General features: G+C 49.7%; 25 protein-coding genes. All 25 read right to left on the reverse strand.

The annotated features are described in order from the left end of the window. Position 1: 1 nt before the first annotated feature. The 25 genes from NFR99_RS06330 to NFR99_RS06450 all read right to left on the reverse strand — a co-directional run bounded on the left by NFR99_RS06330 (position 2) and on the right by NFR99_RS06450 (position 25,785). Positions 2-865, reverse strand: coding sequence for a hypothetical protein (locus NFR99_RS06330; RefSeq protein WP_217925338.1), 864 nt, complete (start codon positions 863-865; stop codon positions 2-4). Between the two features lie 2 nt (positions 866-867). Beyond that, the gene (locus NFR99_RS06335; RefSeq protein ID WP_135976785.1) at positions 868-1,713 is read right to left on the reverse strand and encodes a PcfB family protein; all 846 of its coding nucleotides are present in this window, start codon (positions 1,711-1,713) and stop codon (positions 868-870) included. Beyond that, a complete protein-coding gene (locus tag NFR99_RS06340; protein ID WP_135976784.1) occupies positions 1,655-3,067 on the reverse strand; it encodes a relaxase/mobilization nuclease domain-containing protein in 1,413 nt (470 codons plus the stop codon). The genes NFR99_RS06335 and NFR99_RS06340 overlap by 59 nt, the downstream gene beginning before the upstream one ends. Then, on the reverse strand, positions 3,067-3,399 hold the full coding sequence (locus NFR99_RS06345; RefSeq protein ID WP_120444496.1) for a plasmid mobilization protein: 333 nt from the start codon (positions 3,397-3,399) through the stop codon (positions 3,067-3,069). Before NFR99_RS06345 ends, NFR99_RS06340 begins: the two co-directional genes overlap by 1 nt. Then, positions 3,347-3,511, reverse strand: coding sequence for a DUF3789 domain-containing protein (locus tag NFR99_RS06350; protein ID WP_135976783.1), 165 nt, complete (start codon positions 3,509-3,511; stop codon positions 3,347-3,349). The genes NFR99_RS06345 and NFR99_RS06350 overlap by 53 nt, the downstream gene beginning before the upstream one ends. A gap of 160 nt (positions 3,512-3,671) precedes the next feature. Continuing rightward, positions 3,672-3,962 carry a hypothetical protein gene (locus tag NFR99_RS06355; protein WP_120391764.1) on the reverse strand — a complete coding sequence of 97 codons (291 nt, stop codon included), beginning with the start codon at positions 3,960-3,962 and terminating at the stop codon, positions 3,672-3,674. A 73-nt stretch (positions 3,963-4,035) separates the two neighbouring features. Then, complete coding sequence (locus tag NFR99_RS06360) at positions 4,036-5,025, reverse strand: DUF3991 and TOPRIM domain-containing protein (RefSeq protein WP_120391765.1); 990 nt, start codon at positions 5,023-5,025, stop codon at positions 4,036-4,038. Between the two features lie 188 nt (positions 5,026-5,213). Next, complete coding sequence (locus NFR99_RS06365) at positions 5,214-5,936, reverse strand: hypothetical protein (RefSeq protein ID WP_120391766.1); 723 nt, start codon at positions 5,934-5,936, stop codon at positions 5,214-5,216. A 73-nt stretch (positions 5,937-6,009) separates the two neighbouring features. Continuing rightward, on the reverse strand, positions 6,010-6,525 hold the full coding sequence (locus NFR99_RS06370) for an AAA family ATPase (RefSeq protein ID WP_120391767.1): 516 nt from the start codon (positions 6,523-6,525) through the stop codon (positions 6,010-6,012). Between the two features lie 172 nt (positions 6,526-6,697). After that, the gene (locus NFR99_RS06375; RefSeq protein ID WP_135976782.1) at positions 6,698-7,027 is read right to left on the reverse strand and encodes a DUF6664 family protein; all 330 of its coding nucleotides are present in this window, start codon (positions 7,025-7,027) and stop codon (positions 6,698-6,700) included. A 79-nt stretch (positions 7,028-7,106) separates the two neighbouring features. Beyond that, complete coding sequence (locus NFR99_RS06380; RefSeq protein ID WP_416388329.1) at positions 7,107-13,997, reverse strand: LPD25 domain-containing protein; 6,891 nt, start codon at positions 13,995-13,997, stop codon at positions 7,107-7,109. A gap of 746 nt (positions 13,998-14,743) precedes the next feature. Beyond that, positions 14,744-15,196: a TnpV protein gene (locus tag NFR99_RS15545; protein ID WP_416388328.1), complete on the reverse strand. Its 453-nt coding sequence runs from the start codon at positions 15,194-15,196 to the stop codon at positions 14,744-14,746. A gap of 753 nt (positions 15,197-15,949) precedes the next feature. Continuing rightward, complete coding sequence (locus NFR99_RS06390) at positions 15,950-16,408, reverse strand: hypothetical protein (RefSeq protein WP_217925334.1); 459 nt, start codon at positions 16,406-16,408, stop codon at positions 15,950-15,952. Between the two features lie 71 nt (positions 16,409-16,479). Then, entirely contained in the window at positions 16,480-16,704 is a 225-nt protein-coding gene (locus NFR99_RS06395; RefSeq protein WP_135976939.1) for a hypothetical protein, read from the reverse strand. After that, positions 16,701-16,907, reverse strand: coding sequence for a hypothetical protein (locus NFR99_RS06400; protein ID WP_135976938.1), 207 nt, complete (start codon positions 16,905-16,907; stop codon positions 16,701-16,703). Before NFR99_RS06400 ends, NFR99_RS06395 begins: the two co-directional genes overlap by 4 nt. A 12-nt stretch (positions 16,908-16,919) precedes the next feature. After that, positions 16,920-17,168: a hypothetical protein gene (locus NFR99_RS06405; RefSeq protein ID WP_135976937.1), complete on the reverse strand. Its 249-nt coding sequence runs from the start codon at positions 17,166-17,168 to the stop codon at positions 16,920-16,922. An 11-nt stretch (positions 17,169-17,179) separates the two neighbouring features. Continuing rightward, positions 17,180-17,878 carry a hypothetical protein gene (locus tag NFR99_RS06410; protein ID WP_135976936.1) on the reverse strand — a complete coding sequence of 233 codons (699 nt, stop codon included), beginning with the start codon at positions 17,876-17,878 and terminating at the stop codon, positions 17,180-17,182. Continuing rightward, entirely contained in the window at positions 17,878-18,483 is a 606-nt protein-coding gene (locus tag NFR99_RS06415; RefSeq protein ID WP_135976935.1) for a hypothetical protein, read from the reverse strand. The genes NFR99_RS06410 and NFR99_RS06415 overlap by 1 nt, the downstream gene beginning before the upstream one ends. Then, positions 18,473-18,649, reverse strand: a complete 177-nt coding sequence (locus NFR99_RS06420) for a hypothetical protein (protein ID WP_168354855.1) — start codon at positions 18,647-18,649, stop codon at positions 18,473-18,475. The genes NFR99_RS06415 and NFR99_RS06420 overlap by 11 nt, the downstream gene beginning before the upstream one ends. Next, positions 18,633-18,908, reverse strand: coding sequence for a hypothetical protein (locus NFR99_RS06425; RefSeq protein WP_135976934.1), 276 nt, complete (start codon positions 18,906-18,908; stop codon positions 18,633-18,635). Before NFR99_RS06425 ends, NFR99_RS06420 begins: the two co-directional genes overlap by 17 nt. After that, entirely contained in the window at positions 18,898-19,218 is a 321-nt protein-coding gene (locus tag NFR99_RS06430; RefSeq protein WP_135976933.1) for a hypothetical protein, read from the reverse strand. The genes NFR99_RS06425 and NFR99_RS06430 overlap by 11 nt, the downstream gene beginning before the upstream one ends. Positions 19,219-19,226: 8 nt before the next feature. Further along, a complete protein-coding gene (locus tag NFR99_RS06435; RefSeq protein ID WP_135976932.1) occupies positions 19,227-19,532 on the reverse strand; it encodes a hypothetical protein in 306 nt (101 codons plus the stop codon). A gap of 162 nt (positions 19,533-19,694) precedes the next feature. After that, on the reverse strand, positions 19,695-23,843 hold the full coding sequence (locus NFR99_RS06440; RefSeq protein WP_135976931.1) for a SpaA isopeptide-forming pilin-related protein: 4,149 nt from the start codon (positions 23,841-23,843) through the stop codon (positions 19,695-19,697). Between the two features lie 216 nt (positions 23,844-24,059). Continuing rightward, entirely contained in the window at positions 24,060-25,004 is a 945-nt protein-coding gene (locus NFR99_RS06445) for a ParB/RepB/Spo0J family partition protein (protein WP_217925333.1), read from the reverse strand. Further along, positions 24,958-25,785, reverse strand: a complete 828-nt coding sequence (locus NFR99_RS06450) for a ParA family protein (RefSeq protein WP_217925332.1) — start codon at positions 25,783-25,785, stop codon at positions 24,958-24,960. The genes NFR99_RS06445 and NFR99_RS06450 overlap by 47 nt, the downstream gene beginning before the upstream one ends. Between the last annotated feature and the right edge of the window lie 27 nt (positions 25,786-25,812).

A 25,812-nucleotide genomic window follows, 5' to 3' on the forward strand; every position in this document is an offset into this window, starting at 1 on the left:
ATTAGCGTTCCTGCCCTTTGGATTTGGGCGGCTTGTTCTTCTCAAGGCTCTTATACATGTCCGACTGGATTTCGCCCAGAACGTCACGCATCGAGCCAAGCTGCCCTTTAAATTCCTGCGTTTCCATGCCCGCAAACTCTTTCGGGATATTGTCGAAGCGGAAGCCCTTTGTGTCCACGCCGTAGCGGGAGCTTACCATATAGGCGACGCAGAACGACTTGAACTCTGAAACGTCACGGCTCTCCTTGTGCTTGAAGTCAAAGACCGCTGCCGACACTTCCTTTGCCATGCTGACAAAGAGCTGTTCTTCGTTCAATCCCGTCTTGATGAAGATGGTCTGCTGTGCGCTGTCGTAGAACGCAGGCAGCTCAAGGTCGTCCACTGGCACAAAGGAAACGGGGCTTGCGTCAATCATCGCCGACACAAGCTCCCGCATGGTTTTCTGCTCCTGTGGCTGCTGCCTGTCCTTTGCCGAGGTCTGGGAAATGTCGTAGACCACTTTTGCATTATAGCCGACCGCCTTTGAGCCGTCCTCCCGCTCGTACTCTTTCCCCGGCTCAAGGATGGTGATTTTCTGTGCGTCCTTGTCCATATAGGCACGGCTCTGTTTCCAACTGCCGTAATCCTTAAGCTGCGTCGCTTCGGGCATCTGCGCCGAAACCAAGATGGCGTTGTTGACGGAGTAGCGGTCAAAATGCCCCTGCACGTCAAGGTACTGCTGAAACGCACCTCCGTCCGCCATCATTTTTTCGCAGGTCGTGTCTATCAGCTCATAGGCTGCTTTCCGCTGCTCCTGTTTCTGCGTCGCCCATTCCTCTTTGTTAAAAGGTCTGCCTCCGCCGCTGAATACGTCATAAATGCTCATGCTTATCTTGCTCCTTTCGATTTTGGTTTCCGTTTCCGCTTCTGGGGCTGCTTATGCTCCGTCTTTCCTGCGGGCGGTTTCTTTCCCCTGTCGGGAGATTTCTCTTTTGCAGGGGAAACGTCCGCTTCCTGCTCCTTACGGCTCTCCTTGATTTTCCGCAGTTCCTCCCTGACTGACGGCTTTTGTGCCTTAGCCATAGTAGCCCCCTCTGCGGGCTTCCTTTGCTGCTTTGAGGTAGGCTCGGACAGAGGGGATTTTTCTGTCTTTGCCACCGAGGGGTTTGGGGCGTTTTCCTCTTTCTGCACGGGTTTTCCCATAAGGGCGTCCATGAGTTTGTCTTTCTCCGCCTTTTCCTCCACGCCGACGTCTGGCTCTGGCTGACCGTCCTTTGCATCTGCGGTCTTGGTATCTCTCGCCTTTCCTTTTTCCCCTTTCGATTTTTCCGCTTCGGTCACGATGGAAGCAGTATCTACCGACGCAAGGCTGAACCTCTCCACGATGCGGCTGATTTTCGATGCGTCCTCGGCACGGGCAATCACATCCACCTCCGCATTGGGGTCTTTGTTCTTGCGGTCTGCCAAAACGCAGTAGAGTACGCCGTATTTCTTCGCTTCCTGCGTGAACTTCTTCAAGTCGCCGCTCTTGACAGTAAAGACTTTTAACTCTTTCCCAGAGCGGAGCATGTTTGTGAGCCTTGCTTTGCCTTTGGTTTTCTGTTCTTCCTTTAAGATGGAATATAAGAGGATGGCGATATTCTTCGCACCCGCCCCCGTGATTTTGGCAGCAACCTCAAATCCCTCCAAGCTCATCCTTACGATTTGCTCCGCCGCTTCGCCGCCTGTGTTCATGCTTCATCAGCTCCTTTCCTTTTTCTTTGTTCTCATCTGCCCGTATGACATTTAATTTTTCCTTGAGGGTGTCGCTGCGGGCTTCGATTCCCTCGCACAATCTGACCTCCTTTCGGATTGTTTTCATGCGCCCCGTGATTTCCGACAGCCGAGCCTTGACCGCTTCTTTTTCTTCCCCGACAGATTTTCGGGATTGGGAGTAAAGCCCCTTACGCTGTTCGGTCAGCTCACTTATCTCGGATTCCAGAGAGCCTTTATAGGACAAAAGCTGCTCCGCCGTGTCGATATGGTTGCGGCAGAGCAGCCTTGTTTCGTTGGTGATGGCTTCCATCTTCATAAGGTCGTCCTTTAGGAGATAGTGAAGCCGTGCGTAATTCTGTTGTTTCTTTTTTGGCAGGATGCCGAGCTTGTAGCAGTAGTGGAGATACAGCCCACGCAAGCCGCCGATTTTCTTGGCATCCTTTAACGTGCCTTTTACCCTTATCACTCTGACCTGCGGCTGTTCTTTGGAAAAGCTCTGGAACTTGACCGCATAGGAATTTTCCTTGATGCGTTCCGTTATCCGCTCATTGGTGTAGTCATCGCCGAGCTTATAGAGCCGCTTCGGTCTTTGCCATCCTTTTCCGATTATCGTCCAATATTTTCGGTTGGGGTCAAAATTGATGCGGTATCCCATTTCCGACAACTGGCGGTCAAAGTCTTTCAGCGTGAACGATTTTGAGATGGCTTCGTCCACCGCCTGCCGTGCCACGGTATCCCTTGTGGGTAAGCCCTGCTTCTCGGCTTGGCATAGGACATAGGGCTTCTTCCTGCCGCTTGGGTGTTCGATGACCGATAAGGAATACTCACGACACAATTCATCCGAACGCTGGCGGAGCAGACGCAGATTCTTCTTGTTGTCGTGGTAGTGCCTGCCGTCAATATAAGAAATGGAGTTGACGACAAAGTGGTTGTGCAGGCAGTCCGTATTTAAGTGGGTTGCCACAATCACTTGGAACCTGCCGCCCCACATCTTCTCCGCCAGCTTCACGCCGACCTCATGTGCCTGCTCTGGCGTGACCTCGCCCGCTTTAAAACTCTGGAAGCCGTGATAGCAGACAATCTCGCTCTGGTCGTTCCATTGGGCTTTTGCCATCATCATCTCGTCCCTTGCGGTGGCAGGGTCGCAGTTTACGCCCGTGACGAAAAACTGATGCTCGGTCTTGTCCCCATTGGTGGCATACTTCATCACGTCGCCCATCGCCTGCAAATCCGCATCCGTGTATTTTGGGTTGGCGGTCTTTTCTGGGTTCTCCGCATAGTCGATGGGGTGGTCGAGCCTGCCCTTTACGTCCCATATCTCGCAGACCGCCATCAGCCAGACATCTTCCTCGGAACAAGGTAGCACCTGCCCACGTCCAGACGGAAATCCCGCCACCGCTTCGCTTCGTCGTAGAGCATCGGCGTGTCCACAAAGTTTAAGGCGTTCGCCTTTGCCGCAAGCTGGTTGATGCGGTTGCCGATGGCGGACAGCTCCCGCATGATTTTATAAAACTCTGGGTCTGGCTTCTCGCACAGGCGGTAGCCCATGACCATCGACTGGAGCAGGGCTTGTCTGGAGTGTCCCGACCTTTCCGCAAGGGAGCAGAGGTATTCAGCTTCTTCCTCGGTCAGTCGGAACAGTATCTGCACGTTTCGTTTCCGCATCCAAATCCCCCTTTCCCTCGGAAAGCCTGTTAATCTGCAGCACGCACATACACGCCACGCCGACCATGCCGCCGAGCGTTGTGCCGAGGATAAAATATAAGAAATTACTCATTCTTGGATTCCTTTCTGTGACCGCCGTACCGCACACGGCATGGCGGCATACTTTAACATTGTTCTTTTAACGGGGTATTAGGGGAACTGTCCCCTAACAAGCGAATTTTGTTTCCATCGGCAGATGGATAACCAAATTCAGTGCTTGGTAAGACGTGTCTTTAATCCCCACCCTCATGACAGCATCCTTTACATACCGTTCTGAAGCACGGACACTCCGAACAGCAGCCGTCCTCAAAATCCTCTCCCTCGGATTCGATTTCTTCCCCTGCATCCTCCATAGGGTCGTTAATCTCGGCTTCGCCGCAGACAAAATCCTCTTGGGAAAACTTCACAAGGTCGGTATCAAACAGGACGGTCTTTAACTTCTCCGCCGCCTGTTCGGGGCTGTCGGCATGGATGGAAACGGTCTTTGCATAGTGGGCGACAAGGGTCACTTCATAGTTTTTCAATCGGTCTTTCCTCCCTTTTGGTCTTAAATTTAATGATAGTTACGTTGTTCCTAACAGAAAAATCTTCACGCAGTCAGCGGGCATCCCTTCTTTCACGGCTCGGTTTCTGCCTTGCAATCCCCAGATAGGACATTAAAAAATCGTTGAAGTCCTTGCCAACTGGCGGCGGTTCATCAACGATTTGGTAGTCTTTCTGCAATAATTCTTTCAATGCGGCGGTACATAAACGACCTGCCCTGTCCTTATCCAGATGCAGAAATATGGTCTTGATTTGTGGATTTGCTTTCAAAAAAGTCGTGAGGGCAATAGGAATTTTGCTTTCTTTCAGCTCTTTCTTCGGCTGATATACGCCCGACAACGAGAGAAGATTCTCTGCCTTATAATCCTTTCCCTCGCATTTTAAATAGGTGGCATAGGATAATAAATCAATGGCGGCTTCAAATAAATGCACGGCATCGGTCGGGTCTTTTGCCAGAAGCCGAAACGAATACCGCTTGTCGCTGCCCGATGCGTCACGCTTGAAGTTCCCCATCGTGCCACGGCAGGCAGCATATTTTGGCGTTCCGTTCTCATCTTTCCCGATAAAAACGGCGTTGTGGTAGTCGGCACTCTCGAAAATAATCCCCTCGGCAATGCACTCTTGAATAATCTGGTAGTCAATGCCACGCCCGAAAAGATACTCTGCCACCCTGTCACAATTTTTGTTCTTCGGCGGCAGGAGCAGCACCTTTGGCTCGTCTTTCTTCACGGCAGGGGGCGGCGGTTTCCAGTCCGCCATCGTCTGCCCCGTGAGGGTTTCCACGGCTTCCACAAATCCGTATTCCTTGACTTTCATCAGATAGTCAAGGGCAGAATAGCCGCCGAAGCCCCTCGACCACCAGTACCATTTTCCGTTGGAAATCTTTAGGCTGTCATGCTCGGCGGTACAGTAGACGTTCGTCGTGCCTTTGACTTTGACAAGGTTGCTCGGCTCATAGGCTCTAAGATAGGAGAGTAAATCTATCTGCCTTGCCTGCTCAAGCACGTCGGGGTCAATCTGCACATAGGGTCTGTTACTTCTCATTCAAATAAAATCACCTCCAGAAATGAATTTAGCCGAAGGATTTTCGCTAATGAAAACCTCTCGGCTATGTAATAAATTCAATATTAATTCTAATTTAAGTTGTCTGAAAACCGTAATTTATTGTTTGACAGCATTCTTTCTGTTTCAATCTACAACATTCTCTCAATTATAATGACTAAAGAAAATATTTATTCTATTAAATTAGGATATCCTACATCTAAATCATATCCTGTACCATCTTCATTTCGTTTTAATTCGTAATATTGAATATACTCGTTTGTCATGCTGTCCGCAAACCAGATAAAAAATGTGACTCTTTTTCCCATTTTGTATGTTTGAACATTTAGTAATATTTCTTTTTTCTGATTTACTGTAAATACTTCTTTAAAGCTTATACCAGTTAAGTTTTCTCCCGTTCCAAAAGTTAAAGTGTTTGCAAATCCGTTTCCTATATTTGTAATAGATAAATATATAGGATAAAACTCTTGTGTAGCTTTTCCCTCTACATATTTTGGCTCATCTGCGATTTGAAATTTTTTTACAGTTCCAGATGGTTTTCCCACCACTTCTACATTAAGAAATGGCTGAATACTTTGTCTTTCCTTTTTTCTATCAGCTTCACGGGTAAACTGTATTGTATAAAAAACACCAAAAATTGCAATCGTTCCAGAAAATACACCACCAATGATGCCACCCCAGTACGATGCTAGCGACCCAATCCAAGTTGCGTTAGCATCATTATCAATGGATAATTTGCCTATACTACATCGTATCACCTCTTCACACTTCAAGGACAATAATACAAATAAAATAGCGATAATGATACCCATTAAAACTGGCTTTATCCATTTTTTCTTTTTGCGTTTTAATTGATTCTTTCCAAATCGCGATATATCCATTTCATTTTTCATTTACTCAACCGCCTTTTCAAATGCCACCGTCTGCTCCTTCATAGAAATCTTCTTAATCAATTTTTACCGTTTATTATTTTATCATTTTAATAATTTTCTCTGCGACACTATCTATATTCATATCTGATGTATCTATTCTAACTGCATCAGAATAATGATTTTTCAAATATATAGTTGCAGTTTGAAAATACGTTTTTGCTAAATCCACATCTCTATTTTCTTGGTTTTCTATACGTTGATACAAAATCTTTTCTGATGCAGTTAAGATAAAATGATAGCATTCAACATCTACAAAAGTATTTACAAGTTTCTGATTACAATAATCATTAATCAATGCAATCGGAACAATTATATAATCATAATCTCCGCCTTGTATCAAAGTCAATATTTTATTTCTAAGTGCATCAATCAAATATCTTTTCGCTTCAGGATACCTTTCTCCAAAAAAATCAGAAATAGAATTTGGTTTATATTCCTTTTGCAAAGCATCAAACTCAAGTAAACACATATTATTAATTCTTTTAGCAATTACATTGGCAACAGCAGTCTTTCCACTCCCAAAAGTTCCATCTATCCATATTATTTTCATATTCTCACCTGCAACTTCTTATTTATTGCTCTTATTGTACATCCAGATTATGAATTTTTCAAGCCAGTCAAGCTATTGCATTTCTGCTCCATAGAAATATTATTCCTTTTAAGCTATATAAAAAGACGGCATCAACACTCACGCCAATACCGCCTTTTTCTCGGTCAGTCCGTTATAAAATCCCTGCCTTTTTCAGATACCCCACGCTGTCATAGCAGCCACGGAAGTAGACCGACTGCATCTCCATGTCTGTAAGTTTGTTCCTAAGCTCCATCACTTTAATCAGTGCGGCACATTCTTCCTCGGTCAGTTCCGCCGCTGTTTCCGTGTCAAACACGCCTAAGACTTTCGGATGTTTCTCATATAAGCCCTCAATCTCGGCTCTTATGGCACGGTATTCCTCATTTTCTTTGGACAGTTTTGCGATGACAGAGCCGAGATATTCATTAAAAACATTGTCATGAACATCTACAAAAGTTTCAAATCTGAACGCATCAGACATTCTTCCTCACCTCCGATTTTTTCTAATCGTCCTTTATTATACTGCCCAGAAATACTCAATACAAATGTGCAAACTGGATTTAACGCTCCCTGTCCGCACTTTTTTTCTCTGGCTGCTCATCGTTCTGCTCTGGCTCATCGTCAATAACAGTCTTGTCTTTTTCATTCAGATTCAGTTCGATATTGAGGGCGTTCAGCCGTTCCGTCTTTTCTTTCAGCTCATTTTCAAAGGCAAACGGCTTCTTCACTTCCTCTTTTGCGGTTTCAAGCTGTGCGGTGGTTTCCTCCTTTCTGGTCTTGGCGGCTTCCAGTCTTGCGGGAAGTTTGGCAATCTCATTCTCAATTCTCGTTAAATTGCCGAGGGCATCCGTTCCTAAATCCACTTTGTATTTCCTCATTCCGCATAAATTTAAGCAGTAGTGGGCATTGACCGTATCATAGAAAACCTCCATCTGGAAGCCACGGTAGCTGCCGATTTGTATCGGCTGTGACAGCGGGTTTTCCTTGCAGATGGCAAGGAGCATTTCGCCTGCGTCCGCTTTTTCTTTGTAGGTCACGCCGTTTAAGGTCATCGGGCAGAATTTATCCTCGCCCTGCGGCATATGCTGGCTTGCAATCTTGGCATCATTTCCATATCCTACAATGCGTTCCCCATACTCCTTAATCTCCTGCGGGTAGTGCTTCAGTATCCTGTCCTCAAGGTCGTAATGCTCGGAAAGGTAGCTCTGCTTCAAGACTTTCAGCTTCGCCACCTGCATATCCAAATCCATTTTTTCCTTAAAGCGTTCATCGCCCGTGGCAAGCATTTTCACCTCCGCAAAAGAGAGGGCGACCTCGTCCACGTCCTCGGCAGAACGCACGGGGCTTTTGCTCGTCATTATCTGGGAGATGAATTTCTGCTTTCCCTCGACAAGCTGATAGAGATACGCATCAAATGTCTGTTCTGTCACATAGCGGTAAACTTCCACTTCGGGAAACATATTGCCCTGACGTTCCAGACGACCTTGACGCTGTTCCAAGCATGACGGCTTCCACGGGCAGTCGAGGTTATGAATGGCAATCAGCCTGTCCTGCACGTTTGTACCTGCGCCCATCTTCTGGGTAGAGCCGAACAATATACGCACTTCGCCGCTCCTTACCTTTGCGAACAGCTCCTTTTTCTGTGCGTCGGTATTCGCTTCATGGATGAAACGCACTTGCTCCGCAGGGATTCCACGCCGTATCAACTTTTCCCTCATGTCATCGTAGACATTAAACATGCCGTCATTTTTCGGTGTGCTGAGGTCGCAAAACAAGAGCTGTGCAGCCTTTGTGTCGGCGTGTCCCTCCCAGATGCGGTACATATTTTCCACGCAGGCGTTGACTTTGCTGTTCGGGTCGTCTGGCAGCATCGGGTCAATCAATCTCTGGTCTAGGGCAAGCTGCCGCCCGTCGTTTGTCACTTTGAGCATATTATCTGTTTGTGGTTTTACCAGTCTTGCACGGATTTTCTCTGCCCGCTTCGCAAGCCCCGCCACCATTTCGCTCTGAATTTCACTCGGTTTGGTCTTGATGTTGTGGTAATTGACCTTTGGCACGGGGAGCTTTAGCATATCGGCAGTCTGGATGTCCGCAACCTCACGGAACATCTGCATCAGTTCTGGCAGGTTGTAGAACTTCGCAAACCTCGTCTTGGCTCGGTAATTCGTGCCTTCGGGGGCGAGTTCCAGAGCCGTGACTGTTTCGCCGAACGTGGAAGCCCAACTGTCAAAATGCTGCAACCCGTTCCTTGCGAGGGTGTCATACTGCAAGTACCGCTGCACGGAATACATCTCGACCATTGAGTTACTTATAGGCGTTCCCGTTGCGAAAACCACGCCACGGTTGCCCGTGATTTCGTCCAGATAACGGCATTTCATAAACAAATCGCTTGACTTCTGGGCTTCGGTCTGGGCGATGCCGCCGACGTTCCGCATCTTTGTGTAAAGGTAAAGGTTCTTGTAAAAATGGCTCTCATCTATAAAGAGCCTGTCTATGCCCAGTTCCTCAAAGTTTATCACGCTGTCTTTCCGTTTGGTGTCGTTGAGTTTATCGAGCTTCGCCTTGATTGCTTTCCTCGTTTTCATGAGCTGCTTGACCGTGAACTGCTCCCCGTGGGATGCCTGCACGTCGTCTATCCCCATCTCTATATCGTCAAGCTGCCGCATGAGCTGTTCCCTCTGGCGTTCCTCGCTGATGGGGATTTTCTCGAACTGGCTATGCCCGATAATCACCGCATCATACGCCCCCGTCGCAATCCTGCCGCAGAACTTTTTGCGGTTTCCCGTTTCAAAATCCCGCTTGGTAGTCACAAGGATATTGGCAGATGGATAGAGCCTTAAATACTCCGACGCCCACTGCCCGACAAGGTGATTCGGCACAACAAACATGGATTTCTGGCATAAGCCGAGCCGCTTGCTTTCCTGTGCGGCGGCTACCATTTCAAAGGTTTTTCCCGCACCTACCTTGTGGGCAAGGAGCGTGTTGCCGCCGTATAGGATATGGGCGATGGCGTTCACTTGATGCGGTCTTAGCTGGATTTCTGGGCTGATGCCTCCAAATGTGATATGGCTTCCGTCGTATTCACGGGGACGGATGGAATTAAATGTGTCATTATAATAGCGTACAAGCCTGTTCCTCCGCTCTGGGTCTTTCCAAATCCAGTCCTGAAACGCCTGCTTTATCACCTCCTGCTTTGCCTGCGCCGCCGTGGTTTCCTTATGGTTCAGCACCGCTTTTTTATTGTTGTGTTCATCATAAACATAGTCAAAGATGCGGGTGTCACGGAGATTTAAAGTGTCCTCCATAATGCGGTATGCGCTCGCCCGCTTCGTGCCGTAAGTGCTGTCCGCCTTGACATTCCCAATGTCGGAACTCTTATTCTCGATGAACCAGTCGCCGTTATATGCCGTGTAGCGCACTTGCAGCCTGCCCGCCGCATAGCTTGACGGCGTTAAAAGCTCCATCATAAACTGCTGTATATCCTCCTGCGGTATCCATGTCGTGCCGAGACGGACGGAGATTTCGCTTGCAGGCAAATCCTTTGGGATGACTTTTTCCAGAGCCGCCACGTTGACTGCAAGCTCTGGGTCTGACTTTGCCGCTATCCCTGCAACTTTCAGTTTCTCCCGCACATTCCCCGATAAATACTCGTCTGCGGTCACATACCTTGCAGGCTCACAAGACGGCACTTTGTAGATAACGCCCTGCAATTCCTTAATGATTTCTTCCTCTGACCTGCAAGTGAGCCGTGCCATATAGGGCAAATCGACACGGGCTTTCTCCCCGATGGAGAGGGCGAGGGCTTCGCTGGCGGTTTCCACAAAAGTCACTTCTCGGTGGGGCTTTATCGTCCGTTTCGTGAACATATCCGCCTTGCGTTTGAATTTCCCCTCGTCGTCAAGCACTTCAAGGGAACAGAGTAAGAAATAACTTTCATCTGCCCCAAAAGCGAGGTAGTTCCCCCTGCTGTTGATTAAGCCGTACCTTTTGGTAAAGGCATCATATAATCGGTTTAGGTTTTCCTGCTCGGTCTGTATCATTTCCTCTGGGCAGTCGTCGGTCTGGTACTGGATGAGCTTCCTCACGCAGTCACGGATTTCCAACAGTCCCCTGATGCGGTTCTCCGCCGTCATGGACACGTTTGCAGGGGTCATCTCGTTATTCTCTCGGAAGTAGACCTTGCCGCCCACAAGGGCAAAAGAGAAGTTCCGCACGTTCGGGTCGGCGGGGATGGCTTTCTCCTGCTCATCAGAGATACGGTCAACCTCATTTTCTATCTCTGGGATTTCGCCATTTATCCGCTGAATGGCTTCATGGAGAAGCCCCGCAAGCGGCACGTCGGGGTAGGCTTTGCAGGCACTGTCCATGCCGAACCTCGTGCTTTCCATCTTCATCTCGCCAAGCACCATCTCTGGATGCTGGACAAAGTAGCTGTTCATCGTGACGCCGTTTTCGTCTGTGTCGAGGTGTACCCACTCTGGCTCTATCTCTATGATGCGGTCACGTTTCTGTAAAATAAGGATATCGCTCGTGACTTCCGTTCCTGCATTTGCCCGAAACGTGCTGTCGGGAAGCCTCACCGCACCTAAAAGCTCGGCTCTCTGTGCGATATATTTCCGCACTTCTGGGCTTGTCTTGTCCATCGTCCCCTTAGAGGTGATGAACATCACAACGCCGCCTGAGCGCACCTTGTCCAGTGCCTTTGCAATAAAATAGTCGTGGATTAGGAACTTCTGGGCGTTGTAGCGGCTGTCGTTGACTTTGAACTCCCCGAACGGGATGTTGCCAAGCACCACGTCAAAATGATTGTCTGGGAGCTTCGTTTCCTCAAACCCCTCAATAGCAATGCTGGCTTTCTGGTAGAGCTGCTTCGCAATCCTGCCCGATAACGGGTCAATCTCAATGCCATGCAGCTTTGATTTCTCCATGCTGTCGGGTAACAACCCTAAAAAATTGCCCGTGCCGCAGGACGGCTCTAAAATATTCCCCTGTGAAAATCCCAAATGGTCAAGTGCTTCATACATCGCCTTAATGACAATAGGCGGCGTATAAAAAGCTGTCAGCGTGGATTCCATAGCGGCATGGTATTCCTCATCGGAGAGTGCTGATTTTAATTCTTTATATTCGTTCTCCCATGCCGCATTATTGCTGTCAAACGCCATCGACAGACCGCCCCACCCGACATATTTTGCAAGGGTTTCCTGTTCTTCGGGCGTGGCAAGGCGGTTTTCTATCTGAAGGTCGTGGAGAAGCCTTATTGCGGACATATTGTTTCGGAACTTTTCTTTTGCGCCGCCAACGCCTAACGTATCATCGGTAATGCGGTAGTTATGGCAGTCGGCGGAGAGGGGGAGCAGCTTATAGGCGTTCAGAGTGCCTTTCTGGTAACTGTCCGCATATTTGCGGAACTCATCATCGGGCATATACGCAAGCTGTTTCAGCCATTCGTCCGAAGCAATCCCCACAAGGCTGTCGCCGTTCTTATCCATGAAAAGGGTGTCTATATCCTCTTGCAATGCGGCATGTCCCGCACTGTCTTTTGCCCTTTCCAGTCTGGAGCGGAGCGTGTCTGCCAGATTCTGGCTCTGCGGTTTCTGCTCTGGCTCGTCAAAGCGTATCTTCTCCACCACAATGTCATAGGGAAGCCCGTTCTCCACGGCGGGGTATTCCGCCACGGTTTCCGTGGTCGGCTCTGCGGGGGATTCTGTTTTTTCTTCGGATGGTAATTCTTTCTCTGCCTGCTCCAAGAGCCTGCGGACATAGCCGACTTTCTCCACACGGTTTATCGGGAAGCCTACGTTGTTCTGAAATGTGATGTCACGCATGGAAACGTCGCCGCTGATTTTCCCGACGCTCTCAATAAGATAACGGCGGTTGTCAATCATAAGCTCTTTGCCGATAAGGTCAGAATTATCCTGCTTTTCATCCGTCCCAGACGGGGCAGACTCTGATTTCTGCTGTTCCTCACGCTCCGCATCTTTCGCTGCAAATAGCTCCGTGATATGCTCCGCACTGTTTAAGGTGTCGGCGTATTCCTGTGCTTCTTCCTCGGTTTCAAAGGTCTGGTAGATGCCGCCTACGTCGTAATATCGGTCGGCACTGTCCTCTGGGGCTTCATTATTCCGTATGATAAATGGGTCAGCAAAAGCATCGGAAGTCTGCTCTACCGTGTAATGGGGCTTCTGTTCTGTTTCATCAGAGATGATGTCTGGGCTTGGGTTTTCAGCCGCCTTTTTGTTTTCCTCCCAATAGAACGGCTCAAGCTGTTCCTCCGTCAAGGACACTAAATCGTGGTAGTACAGATTGGAAAGTGCGTTCTGGATAAGGTCGGCAAGGTCATTATACTGCGTATATTCTGCAAGAACGCCGTCCACATACGTTTCCATGCGATACTGCAAGAGGTTGACGGATACCTGTATCCCATGCAAGCCGTCCTCGGTATTCTGAAAGGCAATCTTGACGTTGGATAAATCCGTATAGTCCACTTCGGCGTCGCCGCCAAACTCCGCATCGCAGTATGCGTCAATGCAGCCTTTCGCCTGTTCCAATAGTTCTTCCTCGGTGGGTTCTTTCCTCCTGTGAAACCAGTCCTCCTCGGTAGCCATTATATCGCCAAGCCGCTTTTCATCCTCTTGGGTCAGCCCCGTGTTCCGCTCCAAGAATGGGATGAACACGTCATGCCCCAGACGCAGGGATTCCATTTTCTCTCGGTAATAATCTTCGCCCTGCCGTTTCCATTCTGGGATAAACGGGCAGTCGGGGGAGAGGGAATATTCATAAAAATTTCGGATATGGGCGATTAAATCCCCCTCGCCGTCGCCGATGTCAAACCGCCCTTCATAATTAAATTCCTCGCCGCCGATGACGGCATGGATTTCAAAATCGGTCTTATGATACCATCCGACATGGTTCTCCTCATTCTCCCTTTCACGGTTCTGTTTTTCGTCCAGAATGCCGAGCAGTTTATTTCCCAGAGCGAAACTCAAATCCGTAAATCGGTCGTTCAGCTCCTTGTCATAAAAAGCGGGATGCTCGGAGAAGCCGATTGAGAGGGTGATGCTGTCGGGCTTTTCCTCGGCAAGTGTTTCTGTTTTCTGGCTTTCGGTGATGACCGTTTTTAAATGGTCGTTCGCAGGGTTCTCCTTTAATTTCTGCTCAAAATCCTCCCTGCTAAACTCTTTTCCGAACAACGGGAACTCCGCATTTCGCAGGGACACGGCGTTCTCATCAAAGGCGGTAATCTCATATTTGTCCGCCCCGATATACACCACGTCGCCCTCGTGGTAGAGGTAGCGGAGAGGGTACAGCTCCGTAAGCTCCTGCGAGAATCGCCACGCATTGCTGCGGCTGTAAACGCTGGTCGTCTTTTTCTGCACAAGGGAGAGGAAGTCTAACAGTTCCTGCACGTTGTCGGGATGCTGTAATGCCTGTTCCATAAGGTCGGCGGGCATATCCGCAAAATCCCTGCATCCAATCACGCCCAACAAGTCTTTTTCATAGCCGTCCAAGTCACGGATGAAGTCGGAGAGCCGCAGGGCGAGCGTGTCCCGCTTGTCCGCAGGGGGCAGCTCCCTTTTTTCCTCAATAAAACGCTGCCTTGCCAGTTTCCTCTGGGTGTCGATTTCATGCTGCGGGGCAGAGATGCTTTCCAGATAGTCGGCGTAATGGTCTTTCTCTTTGGGATTGAGGTAGCGGTTATCCTTAACCAGCTCCCGCAGCCGTTTTTCCGCTTTCGACCAGCTCAAAACAAGGTCGTGTTCGGTGGAGATGCCGTCACGGTCAATGGAGATGCCCTTGCCGCTGTACCACACATACCCCTCCGTGCCGTCTGAAAAATTAACAAAAAATCCGCCCGTGCCATATTCCCTTTTCAGAAAATCAATGTTCTTCTTTTTATCTTCCTGCTTCTGGAACTGGTGGTAAATGCGGTATTTCCCGTTCGCAACGCTGTTCCCTTTTACAAGGACGGCATCAATGTCCTCCTGTGAAACAACAAAAGCAGAGGCTTTTTCGTCCTCTGCTTCAGCTATCCTTTCAATCTGTTCGTCTACGGTCGGGAGATTGACGGCAACTTCTTCCTCGTTGGCAACGCTGCCTTTTTCCGTCTGTCCCTCTGGCTCTGCGGTCTGTGCCGTGTCTGTTTTATCTTCCTGCCTGCCGCCGTCCGACTGCGGCTCTGGTTCTGGTTCTGAATTTTCTAATTGTAAATCAGTTCGCTCAAGATGGTTTCCTCCGCTTGGCTGCGGATGTTGTTCATCATGCCGAGCCACTGCATCGGGGCTTTCTCTTTCAGCTCCTCCGTCACTCCCTGCTCGGCTGCTAACTGCTTCGTCAGAAGCTCTAACCTCTGCAACGCCGTCTGCTCGGTCTGGTAAAGGTGTGCGTTCAGTCTGCCCGCTGTCAGCAGATTGAGATAGGTCACTCTTTTGTGCTGTTCCAGATAATCCCTGTGCATCAAAGCGTACCTGCCAAGCGGAAGCTCTGGCTCTGTCGGTAATGTCAGGTCGGGTATAAGGTAGTCCGCCTGTTTCGTGTAAGTGATTTCGCTCATTATTTTCGCTCCTTTCGGGTTGTTTCCTGCCTTTATCATACTGGCTTGCAATGTTCCTTGCAAATGTGCGGTTCTGACATTTTGCTTCGATTTGCACATTTCGGACTGCCGCAGAGATTTCCCTTAACGCCATCTCGGAAATGTCACTTGTGGCGATGCCGATGGCGTTCAATGTCTGGGGCGTGTTAAAATTTATAATCTCCGCAAAGTCCTCACGCTCAAAATATCCTCCCGCATCCAGACCGCAGCGGCTTAACAGCATATAGGCGACGCTGTTTGCGGCAAGCCGTTTGTAAATCACTTCTATATTATAGTCGTCCAGTTCCTCTAAAAAGCTGTCTTTCGTGCAGCCCTTTAGCTGTGAGAGGTAATCGGGTAAATTGCCCTCCACGGCGTTCTCCGCTGTCTGAATTAAAAACGTGGCAAGGTCGCCGCCCTCCGTGCCGCCGAACCTGTCCGCAAGCCGTTCCATGACGGGCTGCTCATACCGCTTATCCATCTGCCATATCGGGACGGCTCGGCTGCCGTAGTAGCCCTCATGGGTGTCGGAAACGTCAAAATAGTATTTCAGCGTGTTCCTGCGCCCTTTCGGGTCAAAGACCGCAATCCCCTTGCTGTCCTTGTTCACCCAACGCTTAAAGAGCCTGTTCCATGTGCCAATCTCGGCTACGGCGGTGGCATCGGGGCGTTGGGCGTAAATCAAGAGCTGCTCGTCAAAGCGGCACTTGTAATTGTGGCAGGCAGAGGATAAAAAGCCCTGCCAAGCCTGCGGGTTCTTTGCGACCGCCATTCCCGTGCGGCGGTACAGCTCCGTAATAAGCTGGTACTTTGCAGCCATAGGCTCACACCTCCTTATCGTTCCAAATCTTTGTTTTTCTGCTTCCTGTCGTATTCCCCGCATCTTTCAGCGATTTCGGAATACATCTTTTCCCGCATGTCCCGCTCATAGGCTCGGTACTCCTTTGCCTTTTCCGTGGGCTTGTACCAGACGCTGTTCTGGTCGGCTTCGTCCATCTGCCCGTAGCGGTCGTCTATTTTGTCCATATATTTCTGATAAATGGCATGGGCAGCGGGGGCGTCCTTTGCGTAGCGGTAACGGGCAAGGCTCTTATGCGTCCCACGAAGCTCGGCATACTCATAGAGCATACGGATAACCTCACGGTCAAGCCCTTTCTGACCCTCGGCATCATAGATTTCCGACAAGCCCTTGCACCTCCATGAATGGTAGGGCGAGGTGTCGTTGGAGCTGTGGGAAGATACATACACGCCGTCTTTTTTTACCGTGATGCGGTTGATTAACTCGGTACTCACTCTTTATCACCGCCCGACAAAACAATCTGTTCCATAAAAATATCAATCCTCCTGTTGTCCATGCCCCACATTTAAGCAGGGGCATAGTTGATTTTATTTCTTTCCATTCGCCTTGCGAACTCCCGAACGGCGTACCTTACGCCGTCAATCTCTGCATGGGTTTCGTCCAGATAGCGGCAGACGGCAAAATAATCCTCCCCGTTCCCATAAAACATACGGATGATACCGCCATCGGGAACAGAAAAAAGCGTCCTGCCTTTGCTGTCCGTCATGCAGACCTGCCTTGCTGCGCTCATTCCATGCCACCTCCCAGAAAGGAGATAACCTTGTTCCCCTTGATGCTCTTTTGCAGCTCGTTGATGAGCGTGATGTCCGCCACTGTGATGCCCTGCATGGAGAGAATGTCGTCCATCGTCATGGCGGCGATGGCTTTTTCTTCGGTAAAGCCTGCGTCCAGAACCTTGTTTAAGGTTCTTATGGCTTTTGGGTTGACTGCCATATCCCATACCTCCTATCGTTCATGGTCTTTGTCTTTTGGCTGTAAAAGGGGAAGCCTGCCGCCATTCATCTCTTTTACCTGCTGAACATATTCCTTTTCCTTATCCTCAAAAATCTCATAGAAAAAATCGGCAAAGCCCTCACCGTCTTTCCTCTCTGGCGCATCTTCAATGCCATCGCACCACTGCCGGCAGGCTTCCTCCAATACCATATGAAAAACCGCTTTCTTTTCCTTGCTTTTTGCTATATCCTGAATATTCATAGTCACATCTCCTATCGTTCATGGTCTTTGTGTTTCGGGGCTTTCTGTGCGGACGGCGGCTCTTGCGGCTTCGGCTCGCAGCTATGCCCGTTCCTTTCCATACGCTCGGCAAACTCGCAGATATGGTAGAGATTGCTGCCCACCTCGGTATGGCATTCGTCAATGAAACGGCAGGTCTTTTCCGCCTTTTCTCCCCACGCATAGTTGATAATGATTTTCCCGCCATCGGGGATGCGGAACAGCTCTTTGTAATGGGGGTCTATAAAGTGGATTCCCTGTTCCGCTCTGGATATATGCTTATCGAGCCATTCTTTCACATAGCAGTAGCAGTAAAAGTTATAGTCGCCCTTTGTCGGGTTGCAACGGAGCAGGAAAGCGTGTTTGTCAGTATCTACACGGAAGCCGTACTCAGTACAGTAATTCCCCATAAAGGCGGCATCGGGGGATTGCCTTGCAGCCGACGACATATCACGGCGGCTGTGCAGAAGCCCCTTATCTTCACGCAGGGCGTTGATTACATCGTCAAGCCCTGCCTTAAATTCATCGGTTTTCCACTGTTCCCTTGTGTCAGACCAATCGGTATGAAACTCGTTTCCAGAGCCGCCAAAGTCCCCACGGAGATGACCGATGCACCCCGTCTGCCCCTCAAGCTGCATACTCTGGGCGTAGGTGTATTTCTGTTCGGATTGCGTCAAAGCCCGTACCTCCATCAGCGTTCCTCCCTGCTCTTTGATTTTTTCGCCTTTTCCTGTTCCTTGATTTTTGCGAGTGCTTCCTTTGCCCAGACGGGCATCTTCTCTGGCTTGATTTCCCCAAGCACGTCGCACCGTTCCCATCGGGCGTGCTTGCCGTCCGCAAGGGAAGTGCCGAACACCGCCTGCCCCCTGCCGCCCAACGCTCCGTGACCGCCGTCCGCCAGTACAAGCTGGTAGGCGGAATGCCTGTACTCATGGCGGTTGACCTCGGCATTGATGACAACGACCTTGCCCACAATGCTGCCGCTTTTGTCGTCTGGGATGCAGTCGTCTATGGTAAACGGGGTCATGTCAAACTTGAACTGTTCCTGCTCGGCTCTTACACTTTCTATCTGTTCCTGCACCCTGTCGGTAAACATCTGCATGGCTTCCAGATAGTCGTCAGAGCCGACCGCATCGGTCACCCATTCTGCGGACAGCGGGTTGTCGTAAGTGCAACAGCAGACAAGATACGGGTATTCCTCTTTCTCATCTATGCCGAACACGACTTCCTTTTTGCCGATGTGGATGCTCTGCGTGACCTCATAGGAGCTAATCATCCGTTTTTCTTCATTCTCCATCGGGCTTCTCCTTTCTTTGCTTTTTCTCCCTCTGCCAGTCCAAAACCTTTCGGATGCAGACGTCGCAGAAGATAACACGGCTGTCCTTATATCGGGGGTAAGGACAAATCGTGCAGTCATACTTCTTGTTGTTTTCATTGCTGCCCATACTACCGCTCACGCCCATCGCGCTGCTTCGCCTTTTTATCGTGCTGTTGGTTATATGGCATCTGGCACTCCGACTGGTAGCGTTCATTCAACTTTTCCCTCGCCGCTTCGAGTGTGTTGCAGTAGCAGCCCCAATAGTAGTTGTCGCCGCCCTTGCAGTACCAGCATACATAAGGGTTCGGGGCTTTCGGGTGATGCCCGATGACAAGCTCCGTGTTCCCGATAGTGCAGCCCTCTATGATTTCATAGCCCTGATTGGAGCGTGTTTCACCGTTCATAGGCGTTCCTCCTCTCTTTTTGCTTTTCGTCCATATATTGCTGCAATTCATACTGGCAGGGGACGTACAGCCTGCCGTTCTCCACGCAGCGGAAAATATCGCACTTCCTGTCCGTGGATGCAGCATAAAAATCATCATAAGAATAAGGGAATTTCTGGCTTCCCCTGCCGTAATAGTCGGCGGCGAAAAAGCCAAGTTCCCTATCTGTCTTTAATCTGCGGGTAATCTTAAAAAAATCATCTTCCCGCTTTGTAAACTGCCGCTCTGGGATAAAATGATGCCCACCATATTCAAAAGACTTATCCTGCATCTTTCACCTCACGATTCTTTTGCATATCTGCGGTATGCCTTTTCGCCTTTGGCTCTGACTTTCTGCATCCGCACGCTCCCTAAAAGCTCTGGGCATTTCTCCTGCAATTTGCGGCGTGTCCTGCCCACGCTCTCAAAGCTCGGCAAGCCAAGCTCCTTATGGTTCAAAAGTATCTGGGCAAGCGGCATAGCTCCAGCACCTTTCAGATAAAGATTGCAGAGGGCAAGGTACAGCACCATGTCGTCATTTCTGGCGTCCTCATTCTCTTGCAGGACGGCTCTGACTTTGCCCTCAATGGTTTTCAGACTGTCCATAATTACCTCCATACATGAAAAGAGGGCGGTATCTTCCAACCGCCCCGATCTACATCAATCTGTCTTAATTTATTTCTTCCTGTTACGGATTTTCAGCCATACCGCCGCACTTACCATGAATACGGCAAGAATGGCAGCAATGATTGTCTTTGCCCTCATCCCTTAGTCCTCCTTTTTCTTTCTTCCGCACTGGTAGCCTGCAAACCCGAAGATTCCCGCACCGACTGTAAATGCCGCCGCAAGGCTTACCCACAAGCCGAGGTTAAAATCGTCGCCTGTTTTTGGTGTATCACGCAGCTCGTTGTGCATGGTTACGGTTGCCGTTTCGTCCGTCTTGATGGTCACTTTCTGGTCGGCGGGCAGGATATAGCCAGAGGATGCCTTATCGCTGACTTCGGACACGGTGTACTCGCCGATACGCAAGCCGTCAATGGCGATTTCGCCGTTTTTGTCCGTCTTGAATGTCTGGTCGTAATCTTTTCCAATCACACGGAAAGAGAAGCCCTCCACTTTGCCGTCAGAGGATGTCTTGACGATTTTTAATGAGCCTTTCTGCGCTTCATTTAAAAATCCTTTGCCCGCTTCATTCTCCACGTTGTAGGTCTTGCCGTTTTCCTCGATGGATACGGGATAAACATTCTCGTCCAGAACAAAGCCTGTCGGGGCGGTTTTCTCACGGACAAGGTACTTGCCGTATCTGAGGTCGCTCATCTGGTACACGCCTTTTTCCACCTCGCCCATCTCGCCGAGCAGCTCATCTTTCTTGTCCAGTTTTCCGTCGCCGTTGGCATCAGAGTAGACCTCGAATACCGCACCTGTGAGCTTGTTGTCGGGATAGTCCTTGTCTACTTTTGTCAGAGCAATATTGCCTTTGATGAAATAATTGACAAGCTCGATTTCCACAACCTCATCTACTTCGCCGATTGTTACGCTGATTTCTTCCTCGGAGAGTACATATCCTTTCGGGCTTTCGATTTCACGGATTACCCATGTGCCATACGGAACTTCGCCAAAAGAAAAACTGCCGTCATCCTCAGATGTGGCAGTCGCAATCGCATTTTCCTTTGTATATTCCGTTGTCCCCGTCTGAAAGATGCCGATTAACGCACCGCCTAAATCCTCACCGTCCTCGTTGGATTTCCTGCCGCTGACAGAGCCGTAAATCAGTTCGTTTTCAATGGCTTCTCCCTCATTTGCCGTGATGTTCACGACGGCTGTTTCCTGTCCTGCGTACTCAAAGTCAACAGGGTATTTCTCATCGCTTACAAGGTAAGCTGCGTTTGTTGATATTTCCTGCACATAATAGCTGCCCATCGGCAGGTCGCTGATTGCCTTTCCGTGACCGTTCTCATCAAGGAAGATGACTTCAATCAATCCGTCCGCAGGGATAACAGAGCCGTCGGCTGCGGTCAGCTCCTCGGCTGCATACAAACCAAACGTGACGTCTTTGATTTCTCCGTTGCTGCCTACGCCGTATGCTTCGTCCACCTCAAGAGTTTTATTGAGGTCGATTTCCACACGCTGACGCTCATTGTAAAATTCCGTGCCTGTTTCCGTCACTTCGATTTCCTGCCCCGCATACACAAGCTCCACGGCATGGATTTCATCGTTTAATACCATGCCATACGGGGCAGTCACTTCCTTTACCTCATACTTTCCGAGATAAAGCTCTTTGGATTCCGCCGTACCATCTTCCCCTGTGGTAAGCGTATCTACGACTTCGCCTTTCTCGGCTCTGACCGTGCCATCGGTTGTAATAATGTCCTCGGCTGCGGTAATCTCGTAAACTGCACCCTCTAAATTATCCACGGCAAAAATCGGCTGGTACAGCCCCTTGTTTCCTGATACCCTACTGAATACCTCGCCAGACTTGGATACTGTAATCTTTCCTTTCTGTGCCATATTGGAGCGTTCCACCTTGACAATGGTAATACCGCTTTCCTCCTCGGAGTTTTCCTGCTCCACATCAAAATAGACTGGCTCGGAGTCGAGGACATAGCCGTATGGAGCTTGCACCTCAACGAGAGAATAGCCCTTGCCGTATTCCAAAGTCTGCGGCGTGATAAGACCGCCGTCTGCCGTGGTGTAGAACGTGTCAATCTCCGTCACTTCTGGATAAGTGAATTTCATTGTTACAAGGTTTCCCTCTGGGTCGTAAATCTGGAAGCCTGCCCCTGCATAGGGGATAACTTTGCCCGTTTCCACGTCTTTCTTAACAATTTTAATATAGCTCTCGAAGTTGGCGTTGTTGATAAGGTAGCGGTAAGTCTGGCTGTCCTTGCAGATGAACACGTCAAAGTCTTTCATCAGCTCACGCCCGTCCCATCCAGAGGTCTGGTGTACGGTGTAGATGCCATACGGCATATCCTTTGTCTGGGCAAAGCCGTTTTCATCGCAGATAAGCGTGTCACGCTCGGTTTCCTCCGCCGCATCGAAGCCGCCTGCGGATTTCAGATATACCTCAAAGACAGCCCCCTCCTCTGGCGTTTCAATCTGGGTTTCGCCGTTGTCGGTGTGCTTGATGATGGCGATATTGCCTTTGATAACCTGCTCGTTTACATCATTCTTGGCAGAATTATATTCCACGGTGTAAAGCTCTGGCTCTGCCCCTACATGGTGGATTGTAGTATCTAAAAGATAGCCCTCGGACGGGGTAATCTCACGGATGCTCCAATCGTTCCCGCAGATATAATACTTCGTTGTGAACTGCCCGTTTTCATCGGTGGTATAAGTGTCAACTAATTCCTCGCCCTGATAGATGCCGTAAACCGCACCTGCAAGGGAAGCGTCGCCCTGCGGCTTCTTCCCCGTTTCCATGTCGGTCTTTAATACCGTGACATTGAATTTCTTTAAGATGTTGGTAAAACTGCGTTTTGTGACCTTTTTCCACTCAATCGGGGCGGTCTGGGATGCGGGGACAACGTAGCGGATAGCCGTGTCCACTTCCTCAAGGGTGTACGGCGTGCTGCCGCTGATAAGGACATTCTCAAACTTTGCCAGCCCGTTCTTATCGGTCACGGCGTATTCATCCACCGCCAATCCGCTTAAAGAAGTGCCGTAAAGGTGGAACTTCACGCCCTCCACAAGATTGTCCTCGGATGTTTTGACGACTTCCAGACTGCCACGCTTCAAAGTATTGCTGAATGTGACCGTAGAAGTCTTTCCCCCGATAATCGTCACGGTCTGGGTTTTCTGCGGCTCATAGCGGTCGATGGACTGCTCCGTGACGGTGTAAGTGCCGGGGAATAAGCCCTCCACCGTGATATTTCCGTCTTTATCTGTCTTTACGGTCTTGTTGAAGCCGTCGCCTTTGATGGTAAAGGAAATCCCGCTGACAACGCCGTCCTCGGAAGTCTTTTTCAGTGCGACCGTCCCTGTCGGCGTTTCCACGTTGATATACGCCGTCATGGTGTCCACGTTCTCCACGCCTGTAATGACATCCTGCAAGTTCGGGTCGCCATAGGCAATCATCATCGCCCCGCTGCTGACCGTCGGCGTATTATTTCTTGTCGCCGTAATCCTCGCCTTGCCGTCAATGGCTTTCTTTGACGTGATGGTGAGCTTGTTCCCAGACTTGGAAACTTTCACATTGCTGTCGGAGCTGGTAAAGGAATACTCGGAGAGGGAATTATTTTTATCCGTCAGCGTCAGGCTGTATTTCCCGTCCTTATAGGCAAGCTCCTTTGTAATGTCTTTCTTGCCTGCTGACATAAAACTCGGAATTGTGCTGTGCCTTGTCATGAATGATACAATCTGGTCGTAAGCCGCCCTCGCCCCGCTGTTGGCATAGTTCGAGCCAAAGTGCAGGCTGTAAACGGTCGTGCTTGTCTGGCTGTACGGGCTTGCAGAATTGCGGCATCCCGTGACGAACTCCCATACAAGGGTCTGGGTGGCAAGCCATTTCTCGTCATCGCTTCCAGACAGATTCCCGCTGTTGCCCTGATAGCCGTAAAGCAGGGCAAGCCCCACCGCCTTTTTCTGTTCTGCGGAAAGGGAGTTCCAAGCGTTGGAAGACGCTTTTGCAAGCGTATTTCCTGTTTTCAGCGGCACTCCTGGCTGAAGGCAGAACGCCGTTTCCCCGTCCACATACATGCGGTACTTATATTCGCCCGTCCCTCCTGCGGTATGACCGCCGATGTTCGCACTGGAATTATATCTGATTGCGTTCCCTGCGCCGTCGTAAGTGTGGGTAAAGGAAATCGTGCCGATGTCGCCTGCCGCAAACGCTGTCGTGGCAGGGACGGCGGACAGTGCCGTGACCGCAGCTAAAGCAAACGCCGCAGCTCTCCTCAATAATTTACATATCTTCATTCATTACCTCCTGTTCGTTCTCATGTTGATAGCTGACTTTCTGGCAGAAAAAAAGCCGCCCATCTGGACAGCTTTTAATATTTCTTTTCTCGGATAGTTACTGGCAGTATCTAGGGGGAGAGGTGTGGAGAGGGGGAAGTCAAAAAATTTTTTCTGTTTCCCAAAGGGCAGACTTTCCCCTCGGCGTCCATCTCCAAAATCCCTATTTTTCCTGCCTTACCTCTCGTGAGCCTTGCTCCGCTGTAAGTGGCGGTTGTAAAACTCCAACGCCTTTACGACAAAATCCGTTTCCTGCCCTCTGGGAATGGATTTCGGTATGAGCTTGGTTATCCGCTCGTCCTTAAAGGCGGGTTTTTCTTTCTGGTTTGGCTTTTCCTCCTGCATGATGCTCTGGATAACCTCATCCGTGAGCTTTCCCTCCTGCATGAACTTTTTCATCTTGATAGCCTGTGCAAGAGAGGGCGTCGCATCGTTGTAGCCCATCGCTTCTAAAAGCGTATATTGCTGTTCCTCGGACAAATAGGAGATTTCCACCGCAGGGCGGAAAGCAATTTGGCGTTCATCAACCATTTGCAGGATTTCGGGTACAAGCTCGGTCAGACGGATATAGCGGAAAATCTGATTTTTACTTTCCCCGACTTTCTCGGCAAGTTCATCTGATGATTTTACGCCTTGCAACTTGTTACCCACTGGGGAACAAGTTAAATCTGTACGCTGTCCTTGTCGCTTCATCGCTTCAAGCCGCATCTTATACGCAAAGGCTTTCTCACTCGGCAAGATAGTAGTCCTTTGGAGATTACTCTCAACCATGACGATAATCGCTTCGTCACGGGTCAGCTCCTTAACTTCGCATTTGAGCGTTTCAAGCCCTGCAATCTCGCAAGCCTTTTTCCTCCTGTGACCGCTGATAAGCTCATACCGCCCATCCTCTTTCTGGCGGACAGTGGCAGGGGTCATCACGCCGCTCCGCCTTACGCTGTCCACAAGCTGCTCCATGTCCTCGTCCATTAAGACCTTGAACGGGTGGTCTGGGAACTCGTCAATCTCCGCAATCGGGATTTCCCTTATTTTGCTTAGATTCGCTTCCGCACGGCTCTCGTCCGTTTCAAAGAGGTCATCGTATGCGGTCAGCTCGATTTTGCTTTCTCTGCTTCTCGCCAAGCTCTGCCACCTCCTTTCCGAACTGCTCGTAAGCGGCGGCTACCTTGCCGCCCTTGTCGTAGGCAAAAATGCTCTTTCCCTCTGCGGTGGCTTCCACAGCACGGATGGAGTGGGGTATCTGTGCATCGAATACCTTGATTCTCTGCCCGTAGGCACTTTTTACCGTTGCCGTGATTTCCTTAGAGATGTTCGTGCGTGGCATTACCATCGTCATAAGGATGCCGTCAATCCGCAGGTGCGGGTTAATCTGCCGTTTCACTTTAAACACGGAGCGAAGCAACAGCTCTAAGCCTTTGGCAGAAAGATAATGGGGCTGTGTCGGGATAACCACGCTGTCAGCAGCCGCAAGTGCATTGATTGTCAGCATACCCAAGCTCGGCATACAGTCAATGAGGACAGTATTGTAATTCTTTTTCACTTCATTGATGCAGGTTTTCAATACGCTTTCACGGCTTATGGCGTTTATCAGCCTTACTTCCAGTCCCGACAGTTCAATGTTGGACGGGAGCAGGTCAACGCCCTCGTCATGGTGCAGGATGCTTCTGGAAACATCGACGGGCTTATCATCAATGATGTCCTGCATGATGGTGGAGAGTGTGTCGGGCAAGTCGTCTGGTCGGCTGTAACCGAGCGACATGGTTAAATTTGCCTGTGCATCGGCATCAATGAGCAGAACTTTTTTGCCCTGCTGTGCCAGAGCCACGCCCAGATTGACCGCCGTGGTGGTCTTGCCAACGCCGCCTTTCTGGTTGGTTAAAGCGATTACTTTGCAATTTGACATAGGGTGCGTCCTCCTTTCGCATAGATT

Source organism: Hominisplanchenecus murintestinalis (assembly GCF_943193015.1).
GTDB lineage: Bacteria > Bacillota > Clostridia > Lachnospirales > Lachnospiraceae > Hominisplanchenecus_A > Hominisplanchenecus_A murintestinalis.

Excerpts from the sequence above, each read along its gene's own strand:
- NFR99_RS06330 (WP_217925338.1), bottom strand. The coding sequence starts at position 865 with ATGAGCATTTATGACGTATTCAGCGGCGGAGGCAGACCTTTTAACAAA.
- NFR99_RS06335 (WP_135976785.1), bottom strand. The coding sequence starts at position 1,713 with ATGAACACAGGCGGCGAAGCGGCGGAGCAAATCGTAAGGATGAGCTTG.
- NFR99_RS06340 (WP_135976784.1), bottom strand. The coding sequence starts at position 3,067 with ATGGCGGTCTGCGAGATATGGGACGTAAAGGGCAGGCTCGACCACCCC.
- NFR99_RS06345 (WP_120444496.1), bottom strand. The coding sequence starts at position 3,399 with ATGCGGAAACGAAACGTGCAGATACTGTTCCGACTGACCGAGGAAGAA.
- NFR99_RS06350 (WP_135976783.1), bottom strand. The coding sequence starts at position 3,511 with ATGAGTAATTTCTTATATTTTATCCTCGGCACAACGCTCGGCGGCATG.
- NFR99_RS06360 (WP_120391765.1), bottom strand. The coding sequence starts at position 5,025 with ATGAGAAGTAACAGACCCTATGTGCAGATTGACCCCGACGTGCTTGAG.
- NFR99_RS06365 (WP_120391766.1), bottom strand. The coding sequence starts at position 5,936 with ATGAAAAATGAAATGGATATATCGCGATTTGGAAAGAATCAATTAAAA.
- NFR99_RS06370 (WP_120391767.1), bottom strand. The coding sequence starts at position 6,525 with ATGAAAATAATATGGATAGATGGAACTTTTGGGAGTGGAAAGACTGCT.
- NFR99_RS06375 (WP_135976782.1), bottom strand. The coding sequence starts at position 7,027 with ATGTCTGATGCGTTCAGATTTGAAACTTTTGTAGATGTTCATGACAAT.
- NFR99_RS06380 (WP_416388329.1), bottom strand. The coding sequence starts at position 13,997 with ATGCCCGCCGACCTTATGGAACAGGCATTACAGCATCCCGACAACGTG.
- NFR99_RS15545 (WP_416388328.1), bottom strand. The coding sequence starts at position 15,196 with ATGTGCAAATCGAAGCAAAATGTCAGAACCGCACATTTGCAAGGAACA.
- NFR99_RS06395 (WP_135976939.1), bottom strand. The coding sequence starts at position 16,704 with ATGAGCGCAGCAAGGCAGGTCTGCATGACGGACAGCAAAGGCAGGACG.
- NFR99_RS06400 (WP_135976938.1), bottom strand. The coding sequence starts at position 16,907 with ATGGCAGTCAACCCAAAAGCCATAAGAACCTTAAACAAGGTTCTGGAC.
- NFR99_RS06405 (WP_135976937.1), bottom strand. The coding sequence starts at position 17,168 with ATGAATATTCAGGATATAGCAAAAAGCAAGGAAAAGAAAGCGGTTTTT.
- NFR99_RS06410 (WP_135976936.1), bottom strand. The coding sequence starts at position 17,878 with ATGGAGGTACGGGCTTTGACGCAATCCGAACAGAAATACACCTACGCC.
- NFR99_RS06415 (WP_135976935.1), bottom strand. The coding sequence starts at position 18,483 with ATGGAGAATGAAGAAAAACGGATGATTAGCTCCTATGAGGTCACGCAG.
- NFR99_RS06420 (WP_168354855.1), bottom strand. The coding sequence starts at position 18,649 with ATGGGCGTGAGCGGTAGTATGGGCAGCAATGAAAACAACAAGAAGTAT.
- NFR99_RS06425 (WP_135976934.1), bottom strand. The coding sequence starts at position 18,908 with ATGAACGGTGAAACACGCTCCAATCAGGGCTATGAAATCATAGAGGGC.
- NFR99_RS06430 (WP_135976933.1), bottom strand. The coding sequence starts at position 19,218 with ATGCAGGATAAGTCTTTTGAATATGGTGGGCATCATTTTATCCCAGAG.
- NFR99_RS06435 (WP_135976932.1), bottom strand. The coding sequence starts at position 19,532 with ATGGACAGTCTGAAAACCATTGAGGGCAAAGTCAGAGCCGTCCTGCAA.
- NFR99_RS06440 (WP_135976931.1), bottom strand. The coding sequence starts at position 23,843 with ATGAAGATATGTAAATTATTGAGGAGAGCTGCGGCGTTTGCTTTAGCT.
- NFR99_RS06450 (WP_217925332.1), bottom strand. The coding sequence starts at position 25,785 with ATGTCAAATTGCAAAGTAATCGCTTTAACCAACCAGAAAGGCGGCGTT.